The sequence below is a fragment of the Pseudomonas sp. BNK-45 genome (assembly GCF_047456255.1).
Classification (GTDB): domain Bacteria; phylum Pseudomonadota; class Gammaproteobacteria; order Pseudomonadales; family Pseudomonadaceae; genus Aquipseudomonas.
Genome location: NZ_CP179909.1, coordinates 5,013,539 through 5,040,509, shown reverse-complemented (window position 1 = coordinate 5,040,509; position 26,971 = coordinate 5,013,539). Strand labels below are relative to the sequence as shown.

The 26,971-nt window shown below is 64.9% G+C and carries 33 protein-coding genes and 1 pseudogene; 16 read left to right on the top strand and 18 right to left on the bottom strand.

What is annotated here, in order from left to right; genetic code table 11:
- The first annotated feature begins 21 nt into the window (after positions 1-21).
- The 4 genes from ACMGG8_RS22660 to ACMGG8_RS22645 all read left to right on the top strand — a co-directional run bounded on the left by ACMGG8_RS22660 (position 22) and on the right by ACMGG8_RS22645 (position 2,906).
- Entirely contained in the window at positions 22-651 is a 630-nt protein-coding gene (locus ACMGG8_RS22660; RefSeq protein ID WP_414158459.1) for a DUF4375 domain-containing protein, read from the top strand.
- Positions 652-708: 57 nt separating this feature from the next.
- Positions 709-1,155, top strand: coding sequence for an NUDIX hydrolase (locus tag ACMGG8_RS22655; RefSeq protein ID WP_173655892.1), 447 nt, complete (start codon positions 709-711; stop codon positions 1,153-1,155).
- A 209-nt stretch (positions 1,156-1,364) separates the two neighbouring features.
- Positions 1,365-2,060, top strand: coding sequence for an OmpW/AlkL family protein (locus ACMGG8_RS22650; protein ID WP_414158458.1), 696 nt, complete (start codon positions 1,365-1,367; stop codon positions 2,058-2,060).
- Positions 2,061-2,282: 222 nt separating this feature from the next.
- Positions 2,283-2,906: a cell wall hydrolase gene (locus tag ACMGG8_RS22645; RefSeq protein WP_414158457.1), complete on the top strand. Its 624-nt coding sequence runs from the start codon at positions 2,283-2,285 to the stop codon at positions 2,904-2,906.
- Positions 2,907-2,927: 21 nt separating this feature from the next.
- Here the strand turns inward: ACMGG8_RS22645 and ACMGG8_RS22640 are convergent, their stop codons facing one another.
- Both ACMGG8_RS22640 and ACMGG8_RS22635 read right to left on the bottom strand, forming a co-directional pair.
- Positions 2,928-3,269, bottom strand: coding sequence for a hypothetical protein (locus ACMGG8_RS22640; protein ID WP_060838718.1), 342 nt, complete (start codon positions 3,267-3,269; stop codon positions 2,928-2,930).
- Positions 3,270-3,313: 44 nt separating this feature from the next.
- The gene (locus ACMGG8_RS22635) at positions 3,314-3,715 is read right to left on the bottom strand and encodes a GFA family protein (RefSeq protein ID WP_235758478.1); all 402 of its coding nucleotides are present in this window, start codon (positions 3,713-3,715) and stop codon (positions 3,314-3,316) included.
- Between the two features lie 256 nt (positions 3,716-3,971).
- On the opposite strand from ACMGG8_RS22635, the gene ACMGG8_RS22630 reads away from it, so the two are divergent.
- A complete protein-coding gene (locus ACMGG8_RS22630; RefSeq protein ID WP_060845103.1) occupies positions 3,972-4,433 on the top strand; it encodes a methyltransferase family protein in 462 nt (153 codons plus the stop codon).
- 42 nt (positions 4,434-4,475) lie between these two features.
- On the opposite strand, the gene ACMGG8_RS22625 is transcribed toward ACMGG8_RS22630, so the two are convergent.
- Together ACMGG8_RS22625 and ACMGG8_RS22620 are read right to left on the bottom strand one after the other, a co-directional pair.
- Entirely contained in the window at positions 4,476-4,889 is a 414-nt protein-coding gene (locus tag ACMGG8_RS22625) for a hypothetical protein (protein ID WP_375136241.1), read from the bottom strand.
- Positions 4,890-5,131: 242 nt separating this feature from the next.
- The gene (locus ACMGG8_RS22620) at positions 5,132-5,752 is read right to left on the bottom strand and encodes a TetR/AcrR family transcriptional regulator (RefSeq protein WP_414158456.1); all 621 of its coding nucleotides are present in this window, start codon (positions 5,750-5,752) and stop codon (positions 5,132-5,134) included.
- Between the two features lie 93 nt (positions 5,753-5,845).
- Between ACMGG8_RS22620 and ACMGG8_RS22615 the strand changes: the two genes are divergently transcribed.
- Positions 5,846-6,193 carry a darcynin family protein gene (locus tag ACMGG8_RS22615; protein WP_060838722.1) on the top strand — a complete coding sequence of 116 codons (348 nt, stop codon included), beginning with the start codon at positions 5,846-5,848 and terminating at the stop codon, positions 6,191-6,193.
- Positions 6,194-6,284: 91 nt separating this feature from the next.
- Here ACMGG8_RS22615 and yfcF read toward each other — a convergent pair whose 3' ends face one another.
- Positions 6,285-6,917, bottom strand: a complete 633-nt coding sequence (yfcF, locus tag ACMGG8_RS22610; protein ID WP_060838723.1) for a glutathione transferase — start codon at positions 6,915-6,917, stop codon at positions 6,285-6,287.
- A 232-nt stretch (positions 6,918-7,149) separates the two neighbouring features.
- Between yfcF and ACMGG8_RS22605 the strand changes: the two genes are divergently transcribed.
- On the top strand, positions 7,150-7,578 hold the full coding sequence (locus ACMGG8_RS22605; protein ID WP_414159970.1) for a GNAT family N-acetyltransferase: 429 nt from the start codon (positions 7,150-7,152) through the stop codon (positions 7,576-7,578).
- 75 nt (positions 7,579-7,653) lie between these two features.
- On the top strand, positions 7,654-7,983 hold the full coding sequence (locus ACMGG8_RS22600) for a hypothetical protein (RefSeq protein WP_060838725.1): 330 nt from the start codon (positions 7,654-7,656) through the stop codon (positions 7,981-7,983).
- Between the two features lie 344 nt (positions 7,984-8,327).
- Here the strand turns inward: ACMGG8_RS22600 and ACMGG8_RS22595 are convergent, their stop codons facing one another.
- Entirely contained in the window at positions 8,328-9,224 is an 897-nt protein-coding gene (locus ACMGG8_RS22595; protein WP_414158455.1) for a DMT family transporter, read from the bottom strand.
- 108 nt (positions 9,225-9,332) lie between these two features.
- Between ACMGG8_RS22595 and ACMGG8_RS22590 the strand changes: the two genes are divergently transcribed.
- Positions 9,333-10,667 (top strand): PLP-dependent aminotransferase family protein, encoded by a 1,335-nt coding sequence (locus tag ACMGG8_RS22590; protein ID WP_414158454.1) that lies wholly within the window; start codon positions 9,333-9,335, stop codon positions 10,665-10,667.
- A 52-nt stretch (positions 10,668-10,719) separates the two neighbouring features.
- Here ACMGG8_RS22590 and ACMGG8_RS22585 read toward each other — a convergent pair whose 3' ends face one another.
- The 6 genes and pseudogenes from ACMGG8_RS22585 to ACMGG8_RS22560 all read right to left on the bottom strand — a co-directional run bounded on the left by ACMGG8_RS22585 (position 10,720) and on the right by ACMGG8_RS22560 (position 15,289).
- A complete protein-coding gene (locus ACMGG8_RS22585; protein ID WP_414159969.1) occupies positions 10,720-11,583 on the bottom strand; it encodes a methyl-accepting chemotaxis protein in 864 nt (287 codons plus the stop codon).
- A pseudogene (locus ACMGG8_RS22580) lies at positions 11,578-12,333 on the bottom strand (MCP four helix bundle domain-containing protein); the annotation flags it as partial. The pseudogene ACMGG8_RS22580 and the gene ACMGG8_RS22585, both read right to left, overlap by 6 nt.
- Positions 12,334-12,593: 260 nt before the next feature.
- Complete coding sequence (locus ACMGG8_RS22575; RefSeq protein WP_414158453.1) at positions 12,594-13,475, bottom strand: alpha/beta fold hydrolase; 882 nt, start codon at positions 13,473-13,475, stop codon at positions 12,594-12,596.
- Between the two features lie 87 nt (positions 13,476-13,562).
- The gene (locus ACMGG8_RS22570; RefSeq protein WP_060838730.1) at positions 13,563-14,084 is read right to left on the bottom strand and encodes an alpha-ketoglutarate-dependent dioxygenase AlkB family protein; all 522 of its coding nucleotides are present in this window, start codon (positions 14,082-14,084) and stop codon (positions 13,563-13,565) included.
- 55 nt (positions 14,085-14,139) lie between these two features.
- Positions 14,140-14,457, bottom strand: a complete 318-nt coding sequence (locus ACMGG8_RS22565; protein WP_414158452.1) for a hypothetical protein — start codon at positions 14,455-14,457, stop codon at positions 14,140-14,142.
- A 106-nt stretch (positions 14,458-14,563) separates the two neighbouring features.
- Positions 14,564-15,289, bottom strand: a complete 726-nt coding sequence (locus ACMGG8_RS22560) for a murein L,D-transpeptidase catalytic domain family protein (RefSeq protein ID WP_016965372.1) — start codon at positions 15,287-15,289, stop codon at positions 14,564-14,566.
- Positions 15,290-15,442: 153 nt separating this feature from the next.
- Between ACMGG8_RS22560 and ACMGG8_RS22555 the strand changes: the two genes are divergently transcribed.
- The 3 genes from ACMGG8_RS22555 (at position 15,443) to ACMGG8_RS22545 (ending at position 17,657) form a co-directional block, all read left to right on the top strand.
- Positions 15,443-17,014 (top strand): L,D-transpeptidase family protein, encoded by a 1,572-nt coding sequence (locus ACMGG8_RS22555; RefSeq protein ID WP_414158451.1) that lies wholly within the window; start codon positions 15,443-15,445, stop codon positions 17,012-17,014.
- Positions 17,015-17,099: 85 nt separating this feature from the next.
- Positions 17,100-17,471 carry a hypothetical protein gene (locus tag ACMGG8_RS22550; protein ID WP_060838733.1) on the top strand — a complete coding sequence of 124 codons (372 nt, stop codon included), beginning with the start codon at positions 17,100-17,102 and terminating at the stop codon, positions 17,469-17,471.
- 3 nt (positions 17,472-17,474) lie between these two features.
- Positions 17,475-17,657, top strand: coding sequence for a DUF1289 domain-containing protein (locus tag ACMGG8_RS22545; RefSeq protein ID WP_414158450.1), 183 nt, complete (start codon positions 17,475-17,477; stop codon positions 17,655-17,657).
- Positions 17,658-17,667: 10 nt separating this feature from the next.
- Here the strand turns inward: ACMGG8_RS22545 and ACMGG8_RS22540 are convergent, their stop codons facing one another.
- The gene (locus tag ACMGG8_RS22540) at positions 17,668-18,153 is read right to left on the bottom strand and encodes a hypothetical protein (RefSeq protein ID WP_414158449.1); all 486 of its coding nucleotides are present in this window, start codon (positions 18,151-18,153) and stop codon (positions 17,668-17,670) included.
- A 13-nt stretch (positions 18,154-18,166) separates the two neighbouring features.
- The gene (locus ACMGG8_RS22535) at positions 18,167-18,808 is read right to left on the bottom strand and encodes a LysE family translocator (RefSeq protein ID WP_414158448.1); all 642 of its coding nucleotides are present in this window, start codon (positions 18,806-18,808) and stop codon (positions 18,167-18,169) included.
- Positions 18,809-19,053: 245 nt separating this feature from the next.
- Here ACMGG8_RS22535 and ACMGG8_RS22530 point away from each other — a divergent pair, with 245 nt between their 5' ends.
- Positions 19,054-19,728, top strand: coding sequence for an ATPase (locus ACMGG8_RS22530; RefSeq protein ID WP_414158447.1), 675 nt, complete (start codon positions 19,054-19,056; stop codon positions 19,726-19,728).
- A 115-nt stretch (positions 19,729-19,843) separates the two neighbouring features.
- Here the strand turns inward: ACMGG8_RS22530 and ACMGG8_RS22525 are convergent, their stop codons facing one another.
- The 3 genes from ACMGG8_RS22525 to ACMGG8_RS22515 form a co-directional block, all read right to left on the bottom strand.
- Positions 19,844-20,689, bottom strand: coding sequence for a CAP domain-containing protein (locus ACMGG8_RS22525; protein ID WP_414159968.1), 846 nt, complete (start codon positions 20,687-20,689; stop codon positions 19,844-19,846).
- 101 nt (positions 20,690-20,790) lie between these two features.
- The gene (locus tag ACMGG8_RS22520) at positions 20,791-21,486 is read right to left on the bottom strand and encodes a DUF1963 domain-containing protein (RefSeq protein WP_060838739.1); all 696 of its coding nucleotides are present in this window, start codon (positions 21,484-21,486) and stop codon (positions 20,791-20,793) included.
- 78 nt (positions 21,487-21,564) lie between these two features.
- Complete coding sequence (locus ACMGG8_RS22515; RefSeq protein WP_414158446.1) at positions 21,565-22,524, bottom strand: GlxA family transcriptional regulator; 960 nt, start codon at positions 22,522-22,524, stop codon at positions 21,565-21,567.
- 98 nt (positions 22,525-22,622) lie between these two features.
- Here ACMGG8_RS22515 and ACMGG8_RS22510 point away from each other — a divergent pair, with 98 nt between their 5' ends.
- Entirely contained in the window at positions 22,623-23,078 is a 456-nt protein-coding gene (locus tag ACMGG8_RS22510; protein ID WP_414158445.1) for a tautomerase family protein, read from the top strand.
- Positions 23,079-23,093: 15 nt separating this feature from the next.
- On the opposite strand, the gene ACMGG8_RS22505 is transcribed toward ACMGG8_RS22510, so the two are convergent.
- The gene (locus ACMGG8_RS22505) at positions 23,094-23,588 is read right to left on the bottom strand and encodes a PaaI family thioesterase (protein ID WP_060838742.1); all 495 of its coding nucleotides are present in this window, start codon (positions 23,586-23,588) and stop codon (positions 23,094-23,096) included.
- 724 nt (positions 23,589-24,312) lie between these two features.
- Here ACMGG8_RS22505 and mqo point away from each other — a divergent pair.
- Both mqo and ACMGG8_RS22495 read left to right on the top strand, forming a co-directional pair.
- Positions 24,313-25,950 (top strand): malate dehydrogenase (quinone), encoded by a 1,638-nt coding sequence (gene mqo, locus ACMGG8_RS22500; protein ID WP_414158444.1) that lies wholly within the window; start codon positions 24,313-24,315, stop codon positions 25,948-25,950.
- Between the two features lie 269 nt (positions 25,951-26,219).
- Complete coding sequence (locus ACMGG8_RS22495) at positions 26,220-26,942, top strand: GNAT family N-acetyltransferase (RefSeq protein WP_060841921.1); 723 nt, start codon at positions 26,220-26,222, stop codon at positions 26,940-26,942.
- Positions 26,943-26,971 lie beyond the last annotated feature (29 nt).

Here is a 26,971-nt window from a genome sequence, read left to right as displayed (position 1 = left end):
CTTTATGCAAGGATCTGCTCGATGAACCTCAGCCCCATTACCCATGTCAGCTTCGACGCCGAAATGCTCTGCCTCGGCTGGGCCGATGGCCTGCACCTGCGGCAGCCGTTGAGTCGCTACCGAATCCTGCAAGAGGCCACGCCCGAGCAGCGGGTGGACTTTCAGATCGAGCACCGAGGGCGTCGGGTGTCCTGGCCGCAGTTGGGAGAGTCGGGTGTCAGCGTCGAGGCCATCGATTGGATCTGGGAGCACCTGTGCAATGAGTCCATGGCGCGCTTGCAGGCCGTGGAGTGGCAGCTCGAGCGGTTGCCGGCGGACGATCAAGCCATCGTCGCGCTCTGGCGCCTGGAGGCGGACGGTTACAACGGCGGCTTCCTGCAGTTCTTCTGCAACTGGGGCGAGCAGACCTGTGAGCTGGCGCTGGACACCCTGGCGGCCATCGGTGCGCGCAACACCCGCAGGCTGGTCAGCCGCCAGCGGCAGTTGCTCGGACCTCTTGAACATCACCCGCCACTGCAGCGGTTGTGGGACCTTCCCGAGCTGCTGAGCGACGAGCAGCATGAGTTGATCAGCGGCGAGCTGGACGAGCAGCTGTGGTCGGCGATGGAGGAGGTGCCGGCGTTGGCGGTGAAGTATTTTTACCTTGGTTGATGCTCGCTGCGCTGTGTTCTAATGCCGCGCCTCGTACCGGCAAATGGACTTTATCCCGTGTCTGAACCCCGTATTCGCGCGCTCGCGCTGTGTGTCTTCCACCACCAGGGCAAGATCCTGGTCAATCAGTTCGTTGATGCCGACACGCAACAGACGCTGTTCCGGCCGCTGGGCGGCGGTATCGATTTCGGTGAGCACAGTGCCCGGGCGATTGTCCGTGAGGTGCAGGAGGAATTGGGACAGTCGATCAGCAACCTGCGCCTGATCGGCACCCTGGAAAGCCTGTTCACGTTCGCCGGCAAACCCGGCCATGAAATCGTCCAGGTCTACGACGCCCGCTTCGACGATCCGAGGGTTTACCAGCGCGCCCATCTCGATGCCCGGGAAAGCGACGGCGCCCCGTTCGTTGCCCGCTGGCATGACAGCCGCAGCTTTAGCGAAGGCTCGCCGCTGGTTCCCCAGGGGCTGGGCGAGTTGCTGAAGAACGCCGGGTTGCTCGACTGAGCAAAAACAGGCTCGCTTGCCCCGTGGCGCCTGCTCCTGGCCTGGCGCCACGAAACACCTCGCAATGCATCCCCGGGCTGATCGGCCACGGCCTATGTCATTCGGCAGATGTGCGCGCGTACCCGCTTCTCGATACTCGAGCCTCCCTGGCACAGCCCGCCGTGATCACGACTGGCGGGTTGGCCGTTGTTCGAGTAGTGGAGTGATGCATGCGTAAATTGACCCTTCTGAGTACCAGCCTGCTGTTGGCTGCCCTGGCCGTTTCCACGGCCCAGGCCTTCGAGGCCGGCGACATTATTGTCCGTGCCGGCGCGGTGACGGTGGACCCGCGCGAGAGCAGCTCCAGCGTCAAGGTCGATCGCGGCGCCCTGGCCGGCACCAGCCTGGGCGGCAAGGCGAGCCTGGGCAGCGATACCCAATTGGGCCTGAACTTCGCCTACATGCTGACCAACCATCTGGCGGTGGAACTGCTGGCGGCGACCCCCTTTGAACACAACGTGAGCCTCAGTGGCACCGCCGGCGGTATCGCCGATGGCAAGCTTGGCTCCCTCAAGCACCTGCCACCGACCCTGAGCCTGCTGTACTACCCGATGCACAGCAAATCGGCGTTCCAGCCCTATGTGGGGGCGGGGCTCAACTACACCTGGATCTACGATGAAAAGGTCGGCAGCCGGGCTTCCGCCGCCGGTTTCGACAACTTCCGCGCCGGCAATTCCTGGGGTTGGGCGGCACAAGTGGGCATGGACTACATGCTCAGCGACCGACTGATGCTCAATGCGCAGCTGCGCTACATCGACATCAACACCGATGCCTATGTGAACAACAGCCAGCTCGGGGTGCGCTCCAAGGTCAACGTGGATGTCGACCCGTTCGTGTACATGGTGGGGTTGGGCTACAAGTTCTAAGTGATCAGCCGGGGCGCTGCGTCGAGGTCCAGCGTCCCTGGCCCGGTGAGCGTTTTTCGAGGGAATGTTTTTGTGGCGCCATGGTCGACTCGATATGGCCCTCTCATGACCCGTCGCTTGTCGCCGACGTGCCCATGCGCCGGCCTCGGTGCGCGGCTCTGTCGCTTGAAGGCTCAGGGCTGGCGTTGACCCAGGGTCCATGACTTGTTGGAAGAGTCGATCATGCACTTCATTGCAAGGCTTACCTGCTACGGTTTGATGCTCTACATCGCCCAGCTCCTGGCCGCCGAGCCGCAACCTGCGGTCCAGGAAGTCGCCAAGGACAAGGCCCAGGTCCTGGAGCAGAAGGTCGCGGACAAAGAGAGTCCCAAGGCCGAGCCCCAGGCGGCCCCCATCACCAGGACGGAAGTCCAGGCCGTGGATCCCGCCGGACAGGCACCGGTGGACGATGCCATCACCTGCCTGTCGCGGACCCTGTATTGGGAAGCCAAAGGAGGGGAGTCTGCCGATATGGAAGCGGTGGCCGATGTGGTCCTGAACCGCCTGGGCCATGAGGGTTTTCCGTCTACCCTGTGCGAAGTGGTCAAGCAAGGCTCGGAAAAAAGTCCCTGCCAGTTCTCCTGGTGGTGCGATGGCCGTCCCGACCAGGTGCAAGAGGAGGGGCGTTATAGCCTGGCCAAGGAGATTGCGCGCAAGGCGCTGAATCAGCAGCTCAAGGACCGCACCGGCGGCGCCCTGTACTTTCACGACCGCAGCGTTTCACCGCAGTGGGCCAAGAGCTACATCAAGACCACTGAAATCGGCAATTTCCTGTTCTACAAACCCAAGGACCTGGCGGCGCGCTAGCGGCGCCGGGCGCGGTGGTATTCAGTTTGTCGGACGGTGCTGACGCAGCCAGCGCTTGCCCAGGGGCGTCAGCCGGTGCCGGATGGATTGGCTGAAGCGTTTTCGAGAAACCTGATGCAGCAGGGTTTCGCACAGCTCGCGATCCAGTGGAAAGCCTGCCTCCAGCCATGTCACGGCACGTTGCGCCCAGTATTCCGAGTCGGACTCCAGGGCGGTCAGCAGCAACTGGCGCAGCTCGACCGCCTGGGGCAGCGGGTGCTTGATATCCAGCTCGGCCAGGGCGCCGGGCAGGTTGGCCGCTACCGACTCATAGGGGCTTTCCAGCAGCGGCAGTAGCCATACGTAGCACCAGTGCTGGCTCATCTGTTGGGCAATCCTTCAGGTCAGGGACACGGCTGCGCCCGGGGTCAGGGCAGTTGCGGGTAGTGATCGGTGATGGCATGCCAGCTGGCCTTCATTGCCACGCAGTGGTGCTTCTGCTTGGGGGCCGTGAAGGGCGTATCCAGGGTGGCGATGGCGATTGAAATCCACTCGGCGTATTCGCCCCGGGCATCTTGCCAGAACAGTGATGAGCCACAGTGGCAGCAGAACTGGCGCAGCACGCCAGGGGAGGACTCATAGCCCTTGAGGGCGGCGCCGGAGTCGCTGACGTGCAGATTCGCGCGCGGCGTGCTGGCGTAGGAGGCAAAGGCCGCGCCGTGGCCTTTCTGGCACTTGCGGCAGTGGCAGTGGGCGACGGCTTTCAACGCGCCGGATACTTGATAAGTCACCGCGCCGCACAGGCAGCTGCCTTGATGGGGGATTTGCATGCTGAGGGTTTCCAGAGTGTCGGGGCTGGCGCTGCTACAACCTGTTCGGTCGGGGGCTCAAGCTGGCGCCGGGCTATCAAGTCGAAGCCCGGAGGATGTACAACTGCGCGCTGATGCTCAAGTGGGCGGTGCCGGTTTGCAAGGCATTTGCTGTTGCATCATTGAGCGACGGTAGGAGGTGCCGGGCGATGGACTACCCCTGAGGCCAGGGATCCGCCGCTTGGCGATTGCGCAGCATTTCGAGGGAAGAAGCATGATGCAGGCACTGGAAAACAGGGTTCCGCCACCGCTGGTCGCGCTGGCGTTCGGCGGGCTGATGGGCGGCGCATCGCTAGGGCTGCCGGGACTTGACCTGGCCTGGAGCACACGCCTGTTGTTGGCGCTGCCTGTGGTCGGGGCGGGGCTGCTGTTCGTCCTGGCGGGCGGAATCTCGTTCCGGCGTGCCCGGACCACGGTCAACCCCTTGAAACCCGAAGCGGCCTCAGCGTTGGTCACGTCGGGCATCTACCGCTACACCCGCAACCCGATGTATGTCGGCTTTGCCCTGTGGTTGCTGGCCTGGGGGCTGTACCTGGCCTCGCCCCTGGTGCTGCCGGGCGTCCTGGGCTTTGTCCTGTACATGAACCGTTTGCAGATCGCTCCCGAAGAACGGGCGCTCGGGCAATTGTTTGGTGCGGACTTTACCGACTATCGACGGCGCGTGCGGCGCTGGCTCTAGGTCGCACGCCTCTGTGCTCCGGGCAGAGGCATGCCCTGGTCTTCAAGCCGCCACTTGCGCCTGAATCTGCAACTGGCCATCCACGTCTTGAACCAGGCCACTGGCGACGAACAAGGGGAGCAGCCGTTTGTGCAGCTCGGGTTCGACAAACTCTTTCACGGTCGTCAGGTCGAGGTTGCCGCTGCTGGGCAGTTCGGCCTTGGTGAAGGACAGCCAGGCCTTCTTCAGGGCCAGCAGCACGTCGCTGCCGGCGGTGGTGGCGAAGCGGCGGTTGGCTACCTTGCCGGCAAAGTTGAAGCTGTGCGGGTGCTCGTAGCCGGTTTCGTCACCCTGGCTGGCGACGCAGCGGCCACAGGTGCAGGGGCCGTCGGCGAAGGCGGCGCGCAGGTAGCTGTTGAAGTCGACGATGGGCTTGAGGGCCAGGCGCTTGTCGACTTCGAACAGGTCACCGGTCATTTTTGCTTCACTGCTCAAGGTCAGGTTCCTCAGGGTCGGGCGGTGTATTTCCAAGGGGCGCACCATACCAGCCGGATCGGCGCACGGGTACTTTTCTGGCGTTGTCCGTTGCCGCTGGCGAGGCTGCGATCGGCCGGGATTGCCTGCGTTCCTGGCATGCCTGTCCCTGGCCGGCACCGGCTTTGCCCGGCATCTGTTGGTCGGTCCAGGTCGGCCGAAGAGGCCTGCGCCGCACCGGCGGATCATTCCCCGCTCAGCGCCAGGTAGCCGCGGATGGCGCGCATGGCCCGGTGCTCCAGGTTCAGGGCATCGGTTTCACCTCGCTCACCCGCGGCGTCAATCATGCCGTGGGTCAGGGCGAACAGGTCATGGGCCACCGTGGTCACGTCATCGAGCACCCATGGCGCATCGGCCAGTTGCAAGGCCTCGACCAGGGCTTGATGAATGACCTGGGCCACTCGCTGATGGCGCTCCTGCAACGGCAGCCGCCGTTCCTCGAAATCGATGACCCGGGCCAGTTCCGGCCGGCGCAACTGGTGGGCCACCGCGGCCTGGACCATGGCGCGGATGCGCTCCAGGGCGCCGCTGAGATCGCTGGCCGCCTGGATGTCGCGCAGCAGTTGCGCGGTCTCGCGCTCGATCAGAGCCACGGTCAGGGCATCACGATTGGGAAAGTACTGATACAGCGAGCCGATGCTGACCCCGGCCCGTTGCGCCACGGCATTGGTGGAGCAGGCGGTGAGGCCCTGGGTTTCCAGAATGCGAGCAGCGGCTTCCAGAATGGCCTCGACGGTGTGCGCCGAACGACGCTGACTCGGGGCTTTACGCGGGTTCAAGGGGGGAGCGACAGGGTGTTTTGACATGGCGCCAATGCGAGTTTGAAAGGTGAGTGATGACTCGTATTCTGCTGGGGCAAATCCTATCTCTCAACCCTTTGTTCGTCAGGAGTCAACACTATGTCTGTCGCCGTGCTCAGCGTATTCATGCTGGTCAAAACCACCCCGGAGTGGCTGGGATTCTCCGTCGAGGAGCGCTTTCATCTGATGCGTACCCAGATGGAGCCGATTCTGCAGAAGCACTCGGCAGAGGTGTCCATGCGCTTTTTCGATATCGAGTTCTATTCGGCCCGGGTCACCGATCTCTGGTGGTGGCAGGCCAGCAGCCATCACGCCTATGAGCTGTTGGTGGAAGAACTGCGGGAAACGCCGTTCTGGGATCGCTACTTCTCGATAGTGGAAATTCTTCCCGGCGTAGAGAACGCCTATGCCAAGAACTATGACCAGCGGCCGTTGCTGGCCTCCTGAGGCGCCTGTCCCGTCGTTCCATGCACCCTCCCGGCTGGCCGGGAGGGTGTTTGCCGTCTACCGCGTTGCCGACACCTTCAGCCGCTGGCGACTACAGCGCCGGGCGTGGCAGTTGCAGCCATTCCTGCACCGCCGGGTGCTGCCATTGGCGGCGGGCATAGTCCACCAGGCGCGCCGGCATCGGGTCACCGTTGAGAATCAGCCGGTTGAGCATCAGCGCCAGGTCGACATCGGCAATCGACCACTGGCCGAACAGACAGTCACGACCCTGCGCCAACAGCGCTTGCGCCGTATCGATCAGCTTGGCCACCGCCGCTTGGGCGGGTGGCGACAGAGGTTCGCCCTTGCAGCCATAGAACACCACCAGGGTCGAGCGCTCCTGGCGGATCGGCAGCAAATCGCTGCGCAGCCAGGCCTGGACCTGGCGGGCCTTGGCTCGCTGTTGTCGATCTTGGGGATAGACGGGTATTTCGGGGAACAGCTCCTCCAGGTATTCGGTGATGGCCGAGGATTCGGACAGGGCAAAGCCGTCATGCACCAGGGTCGGCACCCGCTGGGTCTGGGACAGCCGGGCATAGTCCGGGGCGCGATTCTCACCGGCATCGAGGTCAAGGGGGATGAGTTCGAAGTCGATGCCTTTTTCCCGCAACGCCACGAACACTGACAGGGCATAGGGGCTGGTGAACTGGGCATCGACGTACAGGCGTGGACGGGCGTCGGTCACGGCGGGATCTCCAATGGGGGAACGGACACGCTAAGAGATCCCGGGCGATAAATAAAATGCGCGATTTTTATCCGTGCATTCCCTTCTGGAATACTGAGCCGGCCAAGCACAATCCAGGGAGCACAGGATGCCTTTATTCGAAACCCCACGCCTGATCGGGCGTCCTCTGACCCGGGACGATTTACCCGCACTGACCGCGATTCTCAGTGATCCCCTGGTGATGTAGTACTCCCTGCGCGGGGTCTGCGACGAGCAGGCCACCGGCCAGTTCATCGACTGGTGTCTGGAGTGCTATGCCGAACGGGGCACGGGCCCCTGGGCCCTGGTGGAGAAGTCCAGTGGCGAGTTGGCAGGGTTCTGCGGCGTCAGTCCGGAACAGGTGGGCGAGGTGCAAGAGCTCAACCTGGGGTATCGCCTGGCCACGCGCTTCTGGAATCGGGGGCTGGCGGTGGAGGCGGCCCGGGGTGTGCTGCGGTGGGTCTTTTGCCAGTGGCCTTTGGCATCCGTCGTGGTGATCATCGAGCCGGACCACGGCGCCTCCCTGCGGGTAGCGCAGAAGGCCGGCTTCAGCGCGTTCCGCGAGATCGAGTTTCATCAACGACCGGTGCGCCTGTACCGCATGACGGGCCAGCAGTGGCAGGCACTTTGCCTTGATCGATAAGGCAATCTGCTGGCCCCGCACTGGCCGAGGTATCGGCAAAATCACTTTATTTTCAGGTGGTTAGGTGACCGATAAATGCGCCATGTGTTGATAACGCTGACTTCCTGCGCCCTGCTGGGCGGGGCCGGGATGGCCCAGGCCAGAGAGCTGCAGGCCAATGACCGTTATGTTTGCAGTTGGGGCGCTGGCACTGCTGCCCGGGCTCAGGAGCTGAAGTTGTCCGGGGTGTCGCTGTACGCGGCGCGGCAGAAGATCCAGACCTACAAGTTCAGCAAGGGCTGGATGCGCATGATGGCCCTGGGGATCACCGAACAGACCTACGACAGTGCCTCGCGGATCAGGCCCGAGGCCCTGCGCAAAAGCTTCTACGAGGATTGCGTGCGCTACAAGCTGGCCCGGCGCTAGGGCCACACAGGCGCTCGGGGATGGGCGAGCGAGAGCCGGCAGATGCTTCTGATCCGTATTTTTCTCGCGTATCTGCGTCTGTTATCAGAACAGCCGAGGTTTGAAAATGGCGCGCCCGTCCGGCCTCCCGGCTGGAAACCGGGCCCGCTGCACCGCACACCTACTGTTCAGGAGGCCTGATGACTAAGATGGCGTTTTTCTTGTTTGGATTTTTAGCCTTGACCATCGCAATCGGTGCGCTTGCCACTATCTCTCCGACCTAGACCCCAAGCCGTTTGCAGCACCCGTCGCCAGGTAAGGCGCAAGCAGTGGCAGGCCTCTTGAGCCTGCCACTGTCGTTTCTATCACTTGGCCCAACGCTTTGCCCCGGCCACGCAGAGGATCACCGCCAGAGTGACCCCGAGCATGCCCAGGCTGACCTGTTCGTGCAGCAGGCCGGCGGCCAGGGCCAGACCGAAGAACGGCTGCAGCAACTGCAGCTGGCCGACGGCGGCGATCCCGCCTTGAGCCAGGCCGCGGTACCAGAAGACAAACCCGATCAGCATGCTGAACAGCGAGATGTAGCCCAGGCTGAACCAGGCCGGCAGGCTGATGCCGCCGAAGTCGGGCGGGGCGCTGAACAGGGTCAGCGCGGCCATGATCGGCAACGACAGCACCAGGGCCCAGCAGATCACCTGCCAGCCGCCCAGGGTCCGCGACAGCTTGGCGCCTTCGGCATAGCCCAGGCCGCAGACCAGCACCGCCAGGAGCATCAGCGCATCGCCCCGCGGGGAGGCCGTGAGGCCCTGGGACAGGGCGTAGCCCACCACCAGGAGGCTGCCCAGCAGGGAAAACAGCCAGAACACCGGGCGCGGTCGCTCGCCGCCACGCAACACTCCAAACACGGCGGTGGCCAGAGGCAGCAGGCCAAGAAACACGATGGAGTGGGCCGAGGTCACGTATTGCAGGGCCAGGGCGGTCAGCAGCGGAAAGCCCAGGACCACCCCCAGGGCGACGATACCCAGGGGCAGCAGTTGCCCCGGGCTCGGGCGCCTTTCCTTGAACAGCAGCAGGAGACACAGGGCCAGAACCCCGGCGAGGCTGGCGCGGACCACGGTGAGGAACAACGGCTCGAACTCCAGTACCGCGACCCGGGTTGCCGGCAGCGAGCCGCTGAAGATCAGCACCCCGATAAAGCCGTTGAGCCAGCCGCTGGCGGAGGATTGCAGGGCGGGTGATTGCAGGTTCGATGTTCGTGCCATTGAGGGAGTGCTCATGAGATGAGGGGCCGCGGCGGCGGAGCTTGTGTCGAAGGCATCCTAGGATCGAAGATCAGCACAATCAAAAAATTGTCATGGATACAGCGCCCTATGGCCCGTGCTCGCTACAAGCAACTGGTGGATGCCTTTGCCGCCGACATCCGCGCCGGGGTACTGGCCCCGGGCACTCGCCTGCCCACCCATCGCCAACTGGCGGCGCGGGAGGGGCTGGCGCTGGTCACCGCGTCCCGGGTCTATGCCGAGCTGGAAGCCATGGGCCTGGTCAGCGGCGAAGCCGGACGCGGCACCTATGTTCGGGAAACCGCCCTGCCTCCGGGACAGGGGGTGGATCAGCCGGTCGCCACGCCGGGCACGCTGGACCTGAACTTCAACTACCCGGCGCTGCCCGGGCAGGCGGAGCTGCTGCGCAACGCCTTGCGCCAGTTGGCCTTGGCTGGCGATCTGGAAGCCTTGCTGCGCTACCAGCCGCACGCCGGGCGCGCCCATGAACGGGCGACGCTGGCTCGCTACCTGGCCGGTTGCGGGCTGACGGTTGCGGGCGAGCAGGTGTTGATGGTCAGTGGCGCCCAGCACGGCCTGGCGACCACGGTGATGGCGCTGCTCAAGCCCGGCGACGTGGTGGCGGTGGATGCCTTGACCTACCCCGGGTTCAAGGTGGTGGCCGAGGCCCATGGGCTGGAGCTGGTGGCCATTCCCCTGGGCAACCAGGGCCCGGACCTCGACGGTCTCCAAGCGCTGTGCCGACGGCGGCGGGTGCGTGCGGTGTATGCCATGCCAACCCTGCACAACCCCATGGGCTGGGTGCTGGACCTGGCCTGGCGCCAGCGGCTGGTGGCGATTGCCCGGGCCCATGGGCTGCTGATCATCGAAGACGCCGCCTACGCCTTCCTGGCGCCCAGTCCGCCGCCGCCCCTGGCCGCCCTGGCGCCGGATCTCACGGTGTACGTCTCGGGGTTTTCGAAGAACGTGGCCACCGGCCTGCGGGTCGGTTACGTGGTGGCGCCTCGGCAGTGGGTGCCGCCGATCGAGCGCGCGATCCGTGCCACCACCTGGAACACTCCGGGAGTGATGACTGCCCTGGCCTGCGCCTGGATCGAGGATGGCACCGTGGCGCGGCTGGAGCAGGAAAAACGCGAGGATGCCAGGGCCCGTCAGGCCCTGGCTCGGGAGGTCATGACCGGGCTGGCCTACGTCAGCCATCCGAACGCCTACTTCCTCTGGCTGCCGTTGCCCGAGGAGGTCCGGGCCGATCAGGTGGTCATGGCACTGCTGCGGGAGAACGTCTCGGTGTCCACCGCCGAGCCCTTCGTCGGCGCCGGGCCGGTGCCCCACGCCATTCGCCTGGCGTTGGGCTCGGTGGACATGGCCGATCTGGGCCTGGCCCTGGCCAAGGTCCGGCAAGTGATTGGCCGCTACGCGTTCTGAAGCGGCAAGCTTTGAACTTGAAGCTTGCCGCTCGAAGCTTGCAGCGGCCTTTTCAGAGCTTGAACTGATTCACCAGGGCGTTGAGGTCCACTGCCAGGCGCGACAGCTCCTGGCTGGCGGCGTTGCTCTGGTTGGCCCCGGCCGAGGTCTGGGTCGAGAGGTCGCGGATATTGATCAGGTTGCGGTCCACTTCCCGGGCCACCTGGGCCTGTTCTTCGCTGGCGCTGGCGATCACCAGATTGCGCTCGTTGATCATGGTGATGGCCTGGGTGATCTGGTCCAGGGCCAGCCCAGAGGCGCGGGCCGCCTCCAGGGTCAGGTGTGCCCGCTCGTTGCTGTTGCGCATGGCGCTGACCGCGCCTTCGGTGCCTTCCTCGATGGTGTTGATCATGCTTTCGATTTCCTGGGTCGACTGCTGGGTGCGATGGGCCAGGGCCCGCACTTCGTCGGCGACCACGGCAAAGCCGCGTCCGGCGTCCCCGGCCCGGGCAGCTTCGATGGCGGCATTGAGGGCCAGCAGGTTGGTCTGCTCGGCGATCGAACGGATCACTTCCAGGACCTGACCGATATTGCGCACGTCCACCGCCAGGTGCTCGACCTGTTCACAGGTCTGGGTCACGTCCGTCGCCAGTTGGCCGATGGAGTCCACGGTGTGCTGCACCTGCTCGCGGCCGTGGTGGGCGGTGCGGTCGGTTTCCTGGGAGGCTTGCGAGGTGCTCACGGCGTTGCGCGCCACTTCTTCCACCGCCGCGGTCATTTCGTTGACGGCGGTGGCGGCCTGTTCCACTTCATTGCTCTGCTGGTGCAGGGTCTGGCTGGAGTGCTCGGTGACCGCGTGCAGTTCTTCAGCGGCCGACGCCAGCTGGTTGGAGGAGTCGGCAATGCGTTGCAGGGTGCCGCGCAGGCTGGCCTGCATGGTCTGCAGGGCTTGCAGCAGGCGCGCCGGTTCGTCCTTGCCACTGACCGTGATGCTCTGGCCGAGGTCGCCGTTGGCGATGGTTTCCGCCACGGCCACGGCCTGGCCCAGGGGCCGCACGATGCTGCGGGTCAGCAGCAGGGCCAGGGCGATGGTCAGGGTCACCACGACCAGCATGATCAGCGCGACCATGCCGATGGCGCCATGGAACACCTCACTGGTGTGTTCGGCCGCGGCGACGCCCCCCCGGGTGTTGGTGTCGATGATCTGCAGCAGCTCTTTGAGCATGGTGTCGGCGTTGGCCAGGTACGGGCCGGCGTCGACGACATCGATGGCGGCTTCCTTCTGCCCCTGGCGCACCAGTTCCACCACCCGGTGCTGGTCCTTGCTGTAGGCCGCCTTGGCGCCGAGAAAGCGTTCATAGGCGCTGCGCTCCTCGGCCTCGGTGATCAGTTTTTCGTAGACGCCTTGCTGGTGGGCGAGCTGCTCGTCGAGCTCGCCGACGCGCTTGAGCAGCGCCTGGACATCGTTGTTGTCACGGACCACCAGCATGCGCAGGGTGATGGTGCGGATCTGGGTGCTGGTCAGGGCCAGGGCGTTGGCGGCAACGATGGATGGCTGCCAGTTCTGGTCGACCTCAAGGGATTGCTGGTTCATGCGCTGCATTTCCAGCAATGAGAACCCCCCCAGGCCCAGTGCCAGCAGGGCGATCAGGGCGAAGCTGAACCCTGCACGGCGGGAAATGTTCATCGTTCTCAAGAGCATGACTGTGTTCCTTGTGGCGGCAAAAAGTACAACCGGCGACAGGCATCGCGGTTTGCATCAATGCGGCGCGCGTTGGAGCAGGCTCCATGGCGCCGTCGGTCTTTTGCACACAAGGCGGGGTGGCAGGCGCGTCTGGGCGGCGCCTTGTCCAGGGGTTCCGGGGTGATCGGGATGCACGGCCCGGTCTGGGAAACCGGGCAATGATATCACGGTGACATCTATTCTGGGGGCCTGCGGCGGGGTTTTCAGCGGCCTTCGTGGTGCACAAACCCGAGGATGGCTCGTGCGCTGGCTGCCGGGTCGACTTGCATGAAGCAGTGCTGGCCCTCGATGACCTGCGTGCTCAGGTGGCGATTGAGGGTTGCCCAGCGCTTCACCGAACGGGCCACGTAGGGGTAGCTGTCGCGACCGTGGATCACCAGGCTCGGGGTCTGCACCTGGCGCAGGGAGCGCCACAGGTGCCGGGGGAAGCTGCTGAAGATGTCCACCTCGCGCTCGGGAGCGCATTTGAGCGCCACGCCCTGGCCGTCGTCCTTCAGCGCGTGCTCGACATAGGCGTTCAGGGCGTCTTCGCTCCAGCCCTTGAAGATTCCCCGGTTGGCCAGGCTGGCCCTGGCCGCGGCGCGGTCCGGCCAGTGCTGGCGTCGAGCGGCGGCCTTGCGCGCCAGGCTGTGGCGGCGATTGAGGCCCAGGGCCGACAGCAGCCTCAGGGAACTGATCATCGACGGGCTGAAGATCACCGGATCCAGCAGCACGGCCTTGCGAAACAGCAGGGGGCGTTCGGCCAGGATCAGGCTGGTGAGCACCCCGCCAAAACTGTGGCCGACGGCGTAGCACGGCACGTCGGCGTAGGCCCCGCGCCCGGCCTCGAACGCCTCGGCGGCCAGCTGCGCAGTGCGGTTCCAGCCGCGAAACGGGCCGCCATGGTCACTGTCGCCATGGCCCTGGACATCGCTGAGCCACAAGTCGAAGGACTCGGCCAGCAAGGTCAGCAGCGGACGATAGGCCATGGAGCAGAAGCCGTTGCCGTGGAGAAAGTGCAGCAAGGGTTTGCCCGAAGGTTCGGAGCGCAGGCCGCGCAGGGTGAAGCCTTCGGGGCACGGATAGGACCAGGGAAGCAACTGCATGGGGCCTCTTGGAGAGCGGTGGGCACAGGCGGGCATTGTCGATGGGGGCGGGCGCGAGTCAAGGGTCGATCCTGACCGCGTCCAGCACTATTGCACCTTGAGCAGGCGAAACGACAGGCTGATGCGTTCGCCTGCACCCGGCGCCTTGGGGATCGCGTGCAGCCAGTGTTTTTGCAACTCGTCGGACATGTGCAGCAGCGAGCCGCTGGCCAGTGTGTAGTCGAAGGTGGCAGCGCTTTCCTTGTGTCGGAACACCATGGCCCGCGGGTGGCCCAGGGAGACGATCACTACCCCGGTGCCTTCCACCAGCTGTTCGTTGGCGTCGGAATGAAAGCCCATGGAGGACTGCCCGTCCGGGTAGAAGTTGAGCAGGCAATTGTTGGGACGAAAGCCCAGTCGTTGCTCGATCGGCTCGCACAGCTGTGCCAGGGCCTCGGGCATCGGCACTGCCGGGTAGGTGATCTGCGAGTAGTCATAGGGCGCGCCAAAGCTGGCGGTCTTGCGGGCACGCATGCGCTCGTCCCATTGCACGTCCTGCTTGAGGTGGTTGAACAACCGCTGCGGGTCGGCGATGAAGTCGGGGAAAAAGTCGATCTCGGGTGGATTCATAAAAGCGCTGCCTGTGGGGGAAGGAGGGCCATTGCCAGAGGGCAGGGCCCGGTCCTTATCGGTCCTTGATGTGTGCCTGGAGGGTGCCGCCTGCCACCGACTGGATGAAGTGCGCGGCCCTGGCGCCCAGGTCCGCCGCAGAAGCGCGGATCAGCAAGACCAGGGGCTCCCGGGACAGCGGGTCGATGTCCAGGCGTTGCTCGGGGGAGGCGCGCAGTATCAGGGTCAGCTCGGTCCACTGCTCGTCGTCGGGGGTTCTGCTGTCGCCATCGGAGTCCACATTGCAACCGGCGCCCCACAGGTGTTCGGCAACCCGGTAGAACGCCGGGCGTGGTCCGGGATGATGGAGAAGCAGGGAGGGCGCTGAAGGCATGAGGTCCGGCTCGGGCGAGGTGGCGTTCCAGGTCGGCAACGGTATCTCGTCGCCGGCGCTCGGCGCAACCCGGCAGCGGGTTGGCCGCTGCGCTCAGCGCCTTTGTTCAGCCGCCATTGGCACTGAGGATGCTCGCCACCTGGCGCGGCTGGCAGTTGAGGTAGGCCGAGGATTTCAGCCAGCGCTGGTCCGGGTACCAGGAGAACATGAACTGGCCATCCTTGAGCTTGTCTATCACCTGGCGCGCCACTTGCGGGCGTACCGCCGGGCAGCCCTGGCTGCGGCCGATGCGGCCCTGGCGCTGGCTCCACAGGGGGTTCACGTAGTCGGCGGCATGGATCACGATGTCGCGGTCGCGAGCGCGGTCGTTGAAACCGGGCTCCAGGCCGTCCATGCGCAGCGAGTAGCCGTGGCTGCCTTCGTAGCTCTCCTGGGTGCGGAACAGGCCCAGGCTGGACTGGTAGCTGCCCAGGCGGTTGGAGAACTGGGTGGCGAAGTTTTCCCCGGACTTCTGCCCGTGAGCCACCAGGTCGCGCAGCACCAGTTTCTTGCTGCGCAGGTCGAAGATCCACAGGCGTCGTGCGGTGGACGGTTGCGAGTAGTCGATCACCGCCAGGTGCCGGGCCTGGCGAGCACCGCTGGCGACTGCGCATTGCATGGCGCTGAGGGCACTTTTCAGGGCCTGGGGATTGAGTTCCGGTGCGGCGTGGGCGAGGCTGGCGTACAGCGCGGGGCTGGCGGCGGGGCGGGGTTTGTTGGCGGCGAAGGAAGGACTGCAAATGGCGCCCAGGGCAATGGCCGCCAGGCAGAATCGGCACAAGAAGGTCAACATGTATAGTGCATCCCCATGGTCACTTTGGCTCCTGACGTCCTGTCGTTCCCCCGGCAGGCTGGTCTATATATTCAAGGCCCTGGCCTGATTGACTTCCCCATCTGCCGTAACGATTGGCCGTCAAGCTGGCGGCCACGGATTGGAGTAAAGCAGTTGTTCAAAAAACACGCATGTTACTTGAGCCTGTGCTTGCTCGCTGCGCCATTGGTCGCGCTGGCCGGGGAGCAGGCGCCGCTGCCGGCGAGCCCGATGCAACTGGCGCTGACGCAACTGGCGGTGGCTTGTCCGGCCCTGGCCACGCGCGTGAATCCGGCCCAGCAACAGCTGTTGCTGGGTTTCTACCAGCAGCAGGGCGAGCAGCCGGTGTGGAGCGTCGAAGGACGTGTGTCCGACCTGCAGGCACAGCTGGCGCAACTGGTGGACGACGGCCTGGACCCTGGCCGTTACCACCTGCCGTCGAGCAGCCCGGCGGCCGACCCGTGTCACGACATCGAGATCAGCCAGCAGTACCTGCAAGCCTTGCAGGACCTGCATTACGGACGCCTGTCCCAAGCCCGCTTCGAGCCGTTGTGGCGAGCCCAGCCGCTGCCGGAGGATCGCCAGGCGGCGCTGCTGGCGATGGCCGTGCCGGGCGTCGAGCATCTGGCCACGGCCTTTGAACAGGCGCGGCCCAACCTTGAGCAGTACCGCAACCTGCGCCAGGCCTATGCCCAGCGCCGCCAGCAACCCTTGCCGCAATGGCAGGTGGTGGCCGGTGGCCCGTTGCTGCGCCCGGACATGCAGGACAAGCGCGTCCCCGACCTGGCCCTGCGCCTGTACCGCGGCGGCCTGCTGCCGAGCCCGCAGGTCAGTGCGGATAATACCTACAGCAGTGAGCTGGTGAGCGCAGTGAAAAACTTCCAGCTCAGTCACTCGCTGCAGGCCGATGGGGTGATCGGCGCGGGCACCCTCAAGGAGCTCAACGTCAGCCCGTCCCAGCGCCGCGAGCAACTGCGCATCAACCTTGAACGCCTGCGCTGGCTGGCCCAGGATTTCGAACCGAACATCGTGCTGGTCAATGTCGCCGCGGCGCAGCTGACCTTCTACAAGGACGACGCGGTGGTCTGGCAGACACGCACCCAGGTCGGCCGCGCCGAGCGCCAGACCCCGCTGTTGAAATCCCAGGTCACGCGCCTGACCCTGAACCCCACCTGGACCGTGCCGCCGACCATCCTCAAGGAAGACAAGCTGCCGGAGATCCGCCGTGACCAGGGCTTCCTCAACCGCCAGAACCTGCAGGTGCTGGACGCCAATGGCCAGCCCCTGGCCGCCGAGGACATCGACTGGGAGCGCCCGGGCAATATTCTCCTGCGCCAGGGTGCGGGGCCGCGCAACCCCCTGGGCCGCATCGCCATCCGTTTCCCCAACCCGTTCTCGGTGTACCTGCATGACACCCCGAGTCAGGCCCTGTTCAGCAAGGGACCGCGGGCCTTCAGCTCAGGCTGCGTGCGGGTCGAACAGGCCCTGCAACTGCGCGACTGGCTGCTGAGCCCGGCGGAACGGCTGCGCACCAACGACCTGTTGGCTACCGGCCTGACCCATGAGTTCCGCCTGGCCAAGCCGGTGCCGATCCTGCTCAGCTACTGGACGGTGCAGGCCGACAGCCATGGGCAGTTGCTGTATGCGCCGGACATCTACGGGCATGACGAGGTGCTGTCCAGTGCCCTGGGCAGCAAGGTTCTGTAGGCGCTAGCCCAGGTGCGACGCGCCGCCGCGGATGGCGGGTTTGAGGTATCTTGTGCGGCCTTTTTTCCCTTGCTCAAGGTCCTTCATGCCACTCGACAAACGCCGGCAAGCCGCCATGGAACGCCAGCTGGCCGCCACCCTGACCGAAGCCTGCGAGGCCGCCAAGGCAGAGATCGTCGGTTTTTCCTGGTTGACCCACGACGTGAATTACGCCGCCTTTCCGGCGAGCCTGGTGGTGGCCTGGATCTTCGACACCCAGGCCCACAAGGAGCAGGCCCTGGCGGCGGGCCAGGGCTCACGGATGATTGAACTGACAGCCCGCGCCCTGGGCGAGGCCGATGTGCACCTTGAGTCGTTGGCGGCCCATGTGTTCTTCGACAGCGAGGAACAATGCCGGCGGATCAATGGCGGCGACTGGGCGCAACGCTTGAAGCGCCTGCGCCCGGGACGGGGTTGAGTCATGGCCAAGGAAATCGACAATCCCTGCATCGCCCTGTGCCAGCTCAGTGGCGACCTGTGCCTGAGTTGCGGGCGGACCAAGGACGACATCCGCAAATGGAAGCGCATGAAGCGCCCGGAAAAGATGGCCGCGATGCAGCGGGCCAGTGCGCGGCTCAAGGCCTTGCAGAAAAAGAAGGGCTGAGGCGCAGGGCTCAGGCCTGGCGCTGGAAGTGCCCGGCGCCGAGACGTCTGACACTCAGCCAGAACTCGGCCTCAGGCTCATATTCGGCCAGAGGCACCCGCTGCTCCTGTCCCAGTTCGTCTACCACCATCACGCTGGCGTCCCAGTCGAAATCCGGGTTCAGGGAGATGCTGTAGGACGGACAGGGGCTGTCGAGCTCGAAATGAATCGAGTAGACCTCCAGCGGCGGGCATCCCAGGGTGCCTTGCCGATACAGCTGCCAGACCTGGCGTATGGCCGGTTCACACCATTGCTCGGCAAAGGCCAGGGCCTGGGGGATGTCGTCCCAGGCGGCCTGTACCTGTTGCTGCGCCATCACGAGCCGACGCCGGGGCGGCTCGTTGCCCGGATGCTGGACGTAGATCAGACGGCTGCCGAACTGCAATTCACATTGCATCACGCCGACAGCGCTTTCCCAGTGACCGAGCATCGCCTCATTCAGCAGGTCGATGTGCATGGCGTCTGGTTGCCTAAGCCGTTTGCCGACGCATGGCCAGGATGGTGGTGCCGAAGAAGATGAAGGTCGAACCCACCACGCGATTGACCCACTTGGACAGGGCCGGCCGGGTCAGCACGCCCTTGGCTCGGGACGCGAGCACGGCGTAGACGCTGAGAGAGATCAGCGACAGGGCCATGAAGATCAGGGTCAGGATGAAGAACTGCGGCAACAGCGCGGCGTGCTGATCGATGAACTGCGGGAACAGCGCGGTGAAGAAGATCGTCGCCTTGGGGTTGGTGGCGGCGGTCAGGAAGGCCGACTTGAACAGCTTGAGGCGGGGTGGCGGGGCGAGCTTGCCGTCGCCGGCGCTGTTCGCGCTCAGCAGCTGGCTTTTGCTGAACAGCTGCTTGGCACCGAGGTAGAACAGATAGCCGGCGCCGACGATTTTCACCGCATTGAAGACCCACTCGGAACTGGCGATCAGCGCGCCGAGGCCAAGCATGGCAGCGGCGGACATGCAGAACAGCCCGCTGATATTGCCCAGGGATGACCAGAGGGTGGACTTGGCACCGTAGGCCACGCTGTTGTGCAGCGCCACCAGGGTGGCGGGGCCGGGGCTGGCAATGGCGATCGCCGCCACCAGGGTGTAGGTCAGTATCGAGTGAGCATCCATGGAACGGACTCGTCTTGCAGAAAAAGGGGGCTTGATTCTATCGGGGTGGTGGCGAGCTGTAAGCCAAAAAAACAGGGTTTTGCGATCTTCGCTCGCGATCGGCTGGGCAGTTGTGGTGGCGCGTCCGGGCCGATTGTCAATCATTGCTGCAATCGATAGTTATCATCAAAAAGTGCAGGTTCCGTTTTTCTGGCAAAGGAGGAAGATAGCGCTTACACCGTGCTTGCTGCAGAAGGAAATACCCGATGAGAATCTCGACTTTAGTGACCCTTGTGGTGCTTTTGATCGCGGGAACCGGGGCTTCTGCGGCCAGCCAGGGCACTGATGACGCCTCCTGCCACTTCCTGCCCATGGCCGACAGCGGGGCCGATCTGCGGCACGCCCAGTCGGTCGGGGTGCTGTACAGCGAAAACACCCTCAATACCCTGGAATACCTGGAGCACTACCACTCGGTGGCGCTGAACGGGGCGAAAAATGCCGGGCTCGACCCGCGCATCAGTGCCGCCTTTGTCGACAGCTCCGATCCGCAGCGGGCGATCAACTGGTTGATGGCGTCGTTGCAGAAACACTTCGCCAGCGTGACGCTGTATGACAGCCTCGATGCGCTGGTCCAGGCTCGCCCCGATGCGGTGGTGATGCTCGACACCTACAACCAGCTGGTGACCAAGGGCAACAGCAAGGTGGAAGCACGGTTTATCGCCAAGTTCTATGACGCCAACCTGCAATACATCGGCCAGGCCGAAGGCATCCAGGCCAAGGTGCTGCCGTCGGTCTGGGTTCGCGGCAAGGCGGCGCCGGAGATTGCCGCGCAGATCAATCAGCAGACCGAACTGCAGGTCGACGCGCTGAAGCAATTCGATGCATCGCTCAAGGCCCTGGTGAGCCAGGGGGAAGCCGGTCAGGTGGCGACCAATCGCTAGCCAGGTGCTTGTCGCCAGCTAAAACGCCCCGATTGATCGGGGCGTTTGCATTTTGGGGCCGGTGTGAGCGCGGTCGACGGCCAGTGTCTGCCGGCCGGGCGCCGCGCCCGAGGCCTCAGGGCGCGCCGAACATCGCGGTCCAGTAGATCCCGGCGTCGCTTTTCGGGTCCACCGCGTAGGCCGCGCCCAGTTCGCGGTAGGCCGGGTTCATCAGGTTGGCGCAATGCCCGGGGCTGGCCAGCCAGCCGTCCAGCACCTTGCGCACCGTGTCCTGGCCGGCGGCGATGTTCTCGCCCACCTGCTGGCCGGCATAGCCTGCCAGTTCTGCGCGGTCGCCCGGGGTGCGGCCGTCGTGGTCCTTGTGGTCGAAGTAGTTCTGGTTGGCCATGGCCCGGCTGTGGGCTTCGGCGGTGCTGCCCAGGGTGGCGTTCCAGGCCAGCGGCGCGGTGGCGGTGAAGTGCTGCTCGCCGCATTGCCGCGGCTGGCTGCGGGCCGTGTTGATCTGGGCCAGCAATTGCTGGCCCTCGGCTTGCCAATCGCCGAGACGCGCGGACAGCAGCGGCCGGGCAAGCACGATGCGCCACTGGTTGGCCTGGCGATTGACGCCGATGTCGACGAACTGCGGGTCCAGCACTACCTGGCAGAAGCTCTCGCGCACCGCCTGCATCGCCGCCTGGGCGTTCCGTGGTCCGGAGAGGCTGATGGCCTGCACGTTGACCATGGGGTAGGCCGCCCGTGCCAGGGCCTGCTGCAGGTCGCCGACATTTTCCACCGGCAGGATCAGCCGCGGGTCGCCGGTCAGTGGCGGCAGCTCCGAGGAGGCCTGGTTGGCACAGCGTTGTGGCTGGCTGCGGTAGGCGTTGATCGACTCGATCAGTTGCGACTGGTCGTCGGCGGCGGCGCCAGTGGTCGCCAGCACGCCCAACGACAGGACGGCGGCGGGCAAGAGCAATGAGCGCATGGGCATGCAAGTCTCCCGGAAAATGGACAGCGCCCATGATGCACCCGGCGCCGGGGCATTTCATCCGCCGGCGGATGAAATCGGTGTTAGCCGGGGGGGCCTCAATGGAAGTCGTAGTACAGCGCCCATTCGCCGCTGCCGGGGTGCTTCCAGAACATCAGGCTGCCGCTGTCCACCACGTTGAGGTTGATCTTGGCGTCGGAGGAAATCTGCATCACGAACTCGAAACCGTCCCCGGCATCGATCCCCGACTGGCAGAACGATGGGTAGCCCCCGAGCTTGTGCTGATAGCAATGGCTCACCAAGTCGTAGTAGCACTCGATCTGCCCGGAACGCTCCAGTTCGAGGATTTCCCGCTCCAGGTCTTCCGGCACGCCACCGCCGTCCCACAGCGGATAGTCCTCGGGCACGGCCTGGGCCTTGACCGGGAAGGGTTTGAGAAAGGCTCCCGGGGCCGACAGCTCCTTGCGCACCAGGACATCCTCGGCACGGTATTCACGAATCAGCCAGCGCTCGCCCATGGGTTCCAGGGGCTCGGGGAAGGGGTTGGCGACGAACACCGTGAGCACCCGCACGCCGTCCAGCAGCGGGCTGTGCCAGGGCAGGGCCGGCAGGTAGAACTGGGCGAACGGCAGTAGGGTTTCTCCGGCACTGTTGCGCGGCAGCTCTTCATCCTCGCGAAACAGAAAGACCCGGCCCAGCCAGCTTTCCTCGTCGCTGTGGGTCGGGCGAAAGCCGCCGGGGATCAATTGCAGTGCCGGCTTGGCCAACTGGCGCTGGATTTCCTGAATGTCCATGGTCAGGGCTGATTTCCTGTCAGGGGAAGGGGGCGGGCAATGTAACAAAGGTTGCGGGGAGGCAGTAGCTCGGTGTGTTCAGCGCAGTTGTCGCGGCGTGGCGTTGAGCAGCTTGCGCATCAGCCGGCGCAGGGCGGTGGCGTCCTGATAGCCCACCTGTTCGGCGACGCTTTCCACCGAGTACTTGCTGTTCTGCAGCAGCGCCCGGGCGCGGTTCAATTGCACGCGCTGGATCAAGCGCAAGCTGCTGTGGCCGGTGGCCTTGCGCACCTGACGGCCCAGGGTGCGTTCGGACATGCCGAACTGCGCCGCCAGTTCGCCGACGCTGGGCAGCCTGGGCAGACAGGATTCGATATGGGCGGTGAGACGAGCGATCAGGGCGTTGCCCTGAGCCATCATCGCCGGGACCGGACAAGGCGCTTGCAACTGGCGCCGATCAATCAGCAGCACCTGTCCCACGGCGTTCGCCAGGGCCGGGGAGAAGCGCCTGCGCAACAAGTGCAACATCAGGTCGGACTGGCCGATGGCTGCACCGGCGGTGGTCAGCGGCGGATCGACGATGACCATCTGATCCGGGTCCACGCGGCAGTCGGCGACCCACTCCTGCAGCAGCGGCGCCAGCCACCAGGAGGTGGTCACCCGGCGCCCGTGCAACAGCCCGGCGGCTTGCAGCAGGAACACCGCGGAACAGGAGGCTGCGACTTCTGCACCGCTGTGCACGTGTTGGCGCAGGGCCTGGAGCACGGGGGCCACCTCCGCATGCTGCAGGCGCTGGGCGATGGCCTCCGGGGTGTCGAGGCCCAGCCCCGGCAGAATCCAGCAGGAGCGGTCGTCGGCCGTGGCGTCCAGGGCTTCGACGTCCAGCAGCAAGCCTTGCCCCAGGCGCACCTGGCCTGCCTGCAGCGCACAGACCCGCCAGCGCGGCGCGCCCAGCCCCAGGCGCGGGGCCAGCAGGGCGGCGCAGGACAGCATGTCCAGGGTCAGGGCGACACTGGAGGCAAAGGCACCGGGAAGCAGCAGGACAGTGAAATCGTTCATTGGCCGATTATGCACGAAAGATGTCGAATCGGTCGCTGTTGGCCAAGCCGGGCAGGGGGCTCAATAGCGGCTCATTTTTTCTTCGAGTGGTGATAGCGATGCCCAACATCCTGATCAAGATTCCCCAGGGCGCCTTCAATGCCCAGCAGCGCGAGCGGATCCTGCATGAGGTGACGCAAGTGGCGCTGGACGTCGAGCAGATCGGCGAGGACCCACGTCAGCGGGCTTTGTGCTGGGTCTTGCTGGAGGAGCTGGCCCCGGGCACCTGGTGTTGTGGCGGCGCCGATCTCGGGGCCCAGGCGCTGCCTTGCCTGATTCAGGTCAAGGTGCCCGTCGGCGTGCTCGATAGCGCCCGGCGCCAGGCCTATGTCGCCGGCTTGCATCAGGCCCTGGCGGCGTGCCGGTCGGCAGAGGATGGGCGGGTGCTGATGACCTCGATCCTGTTGGATGAGGTGCCCGATGGCACCTGGGGCGCCAACGGTACCTTGTGGCATCTGGCGGATTTCGCCCGGGCGGCGGGGTACCGGCACCTGTCCCCGGGCAACGGCCAGTAGTTCAGGTTCCCGGTCTCAGGCGTCGCGGCCGTGGGCCGCCGCCGCGAGCTGCGAGGTATCGACCCGGACGAAGATCGAATCGCCGATGGCGGTCAGCACATCGTCGGCGTACACCTCGCAGATCACCCGGCTCTTGCGGCCCACCTCACCGTCGACCCGGGCTCGCAGGGTCAGCGGCACGCCCATGGGCGTGGGCTTGATGAACTTGATGCCCAGGTTGCCGGTCACGCAGTCGATGCGTGGCAGGCTGCCCGGTTCACGCTGCTCGTGGCGGTAGTGATAGGCCATGGCGGTCCAGTTGGAATGGCAGTCCACCAGCATGGCGATCAGACCGCCATAGACCAGGTCCGGCCAGCCGCAGTACTGGGATTGCGGCAGGTGCTCGGCGATCACATGCACGCCGTCTGCGTGCCAGTGGCTCTTGATGTGCAGGCCGTGGTGGTTGCGGCTGCCGCAGCCGAAGCACACGCCCTCGGGGGCGGTGGTGTCTTGCAGGGATGTCTCGTGCATGGTTGTTCTTCTTGTCCTTGACGATGGTCTGGCAGGTGGCGCGGGGGCTCATGATGCCCGCCCCATCGCTGCTCGCCAAGGCGCAACGCAGTGCTGTGGCGCGCTGATCGGCCAGCGTCGTTGTGACGCATTGATTGCGGCGGGTGTCGTAGTGGGTCGCGGTTTGTCCGGGGCCCAGGGCAGCCGCTCCGGCCAAGACAGGCTGATGCCGTAATGATATTCTTGCGCTGAATCGGTTCATCGTTTGTGCGGAAATACCTCCCCCATGCTTTGCTTCAAGTGGCCTGATCGGGTCCTTGCAAGCGGGCGGGAGTGTCCGGGCAAACCTGCCGAATGCAATGTCAGGCAGTGTTCGTTTACCTCCTTTGGTTGAACCCGACCCTTCTTTTCCTGCTGGCCCCGTGTGACGGGCGCCGGCATTGTGCGTCGTGCCGAGGCCGGTGCCGGTGAAAGGAGTGGGGCTTCGCAGCCGGCAGGCGATGTCCCGTGATGTGTCCTGAGAAACAAGTGTCACTCAAGTAGCTGAAGCCAAAAACGACAAGAAGTCAGCGCCGGAGCGATATAAAACTGAGGTCGAGCCAGTCTCGTCGGCCTTGTGTGCCCACCCTCCAGTTCTTTATGAATGCGTGTGTCCAGGGCCTGCGAAATGCCTGTTTCGCCAGGTGCCGAGTGCGCAGGATCGAGGATGGGGCGGCGGATGGCGTTCTATCGTAGGTACTACAGAATGTTGAAGAAAGTGAACACGGCCCTGATCGGGCTGGCGATGTCGATAGGCCTCACGACCGCGCACGCGGCTGAGCCGAAGAAAGTGGATGTGCTGCTGATCGGTGGCGGCATCATGAGTTCGACCCTTGGGATCTGGCTCAATGAGCTGCAGCCGGATTGGTCGATGGAGATGGTCGAGCGCCTGGATGGCGTGGCTGAAGAAAGCTCCAACGGCTGGAACAACGCCGGTACGGGTCACTCCGCTTTGGCCGAGCTGAACTACACCCCGGAAGGCAAGGACGGCAAGATCGAGATCGCCAAGGCCATCGAGATCAACGAAGCGTTCCAGATTTCCCGGCAGTTCTGGTCCTGGCAGGTCAAGAACGGCGTGCTGAAGAACCCGCGTTCGTTCATCAACTCCACGCCGCACATGAGCTTTGTCTGGGGCGATGACAACATCAAGTTCCTCAAGGCTCGCTACGAGGCCCTGCAGGCCAGCCCGTTGTTCAGCGGCATGCAGTACTCCGAAGACGCCGAGCAGATCAAGAAGTGGGTGCCACTGATGATGGAAGGTCGTGATCCGGCGCAGAAGATCGCTGCGACCTGGACCCCGATCGGCACCGACGTCAACTTCGGCGAGATCACTCGCCAGTTCGTTGCCCACCTGCAGGCCCAGCCGAACTTTGCCCTCAAGCTGTCCAGCGAAGTGCAGGACATCGAGCGCAATAAAGACGGCTCGTGGCGCGTGACCTACAAGAACCTCAAGGACGGTTCGAAAACCGAGACCGACGCCAAGTTCGTGTTCATCGGTGCCGGCGGCGGTGCCCTGCACCTGCTGCAGAAGTCGGGCATTCCTGAAGCCAACGAATACGCCGGCTTCCCGGTGGGTGGCTCGTTCCTGGTGACCGATAACGCCACCGTGGCCGAGCAGCATCTGGCCAAGGCCTACGGCAAGGCTTCGGTGGGCGCACCGCCGATGTCGGTTCCGCACCTGGACACCCGCGTGCTGGACGGCAAGCGAGTGATCCTGTTTGGCCCATTCGCCACCTTCTCCACCAAGTTCCTCAAGGAAGGTTCGTACTTCGACCTGCTGACCAGCACCACCACCCACAACTTCTGGCCGATGACCAAAGTCGGCATCGAACAGTACCCGTTGGTGGAATACCTGGCCGGCCAGCTGATGCTCTCGGATGACGACCGCTTCAACGCCCTGAAGGAATACTTCCCCAACGCCAAGAAAGAAGACTGGCGCCTGTGGCAGGCCGGTCAGCGCGTGCAGATCATCAAGCGTGACGAAGAGAAGGGCGGCGTGCTGAAACTCGGCACCGAGATCGTCGCTTCCCAGGACGGCAGCATCGCCGGTCTGCTGGGCGCTTCCCCAGGTGCCTCGACCGCCGCGCCGATCATGCTCAGCGTGCTGCAGAAAGTCTTCAAGGACCAGGTCGCGACGCCAGCCTGGCAAGAGAAGCTGAAGCAGATCGTACCGAGCTACGGCACCGCCCTGAACGACAGCCCCGAGCGTGTGGCCAAAGAGTGGGCCTACACCGCCGAAGTGCTGCAACTGACCCCGCCACCTGCGGTGAAAGGTGCAGCGCCTCAGGCTCCGGCCAGCATGGCCAAGCCCGAGAGCAACCCAGCGGCCGACATGGCGCTGTAAGCCTCGGCCCCGCCCGCGTTCGTCGGGCGGGGCACTGCGGCGGCCAGCGTGCCGCCGTCTCCTGTGCCGGTTGCGCCGCCCCCAAGAGGGGCGCGCAACCTGCCGGCCCGGCCGGCATCCGCAGCCTCCTCAATCCATTGCCTGCCTGTTCGACGACCCCGCGTGCCCGCCGCACCGGCGTGGCTGTGCGCCTGAGCGGCCCGCAGCGGGTTATCATGGCGCCGCCCGCCATGCCCGGGCATGCCCCCATCCTCGGAGTCACCGCCTCGATGTCCAGCATCACCCTGTTCCAAGCCCCGCCGCCCGAAGCCATCCAGAGCCAGATCCAGCAGATGGTGGTGGACTACATCAGCGACATCAGCGCGGTGGCCATCGCCCCCAGCAACCCGCTGTACAACCTGTACCAGTACGGCGTTGGCTACGAGGTGCACCTGTACCTGCAGGCCATGGACGGCTCCCGGGGGATCGCGGTAGAGCTGGTGGTGGCCACCGACACTCAGGACCCTGAAAAGGTACTGGGTTTCACCCTGTACCTGCCGCTCAAGGACGATCCCCGGGCCTGTGCCGTGGCCTACATGGCGGTGCTGCAAAGCCATCGGCGCCAGGGCATTGCCCGGCAGATGCTGGAGGCCATGCGCGCGCGTTACCCCCATGCCGAGCTGGCCTGCCACGTGGCCAAAGTGGCGTGCTTCGAGGCCCTGGGCTTTCAACTGCTGAGTGCTCGCGGCCCGCAGGTGCTGATGAATACCCAAGACCATGGCAGCGACGGCCTGCTGGCGGTGCTGGACGTGGCGCCGATCTACCAATCGCTGGAAGTGCGGCAGATCCACACCTACCTGCTGGCCCAGCACGGGCGCAAGGCCATGCTGGAAGCGGAGAAAAAGCGCGACCGGCATCTGGACCAGATGACCCGGCAAGCCCAGGCGCTGGTACGCGAGCGCTTGGGCGAGGCTGCGCTGTACAACGCACGGCCGCCTCAACTGATTCCCTGATCGCGCCCGCTTGTGTTCGGCAGAGGGCT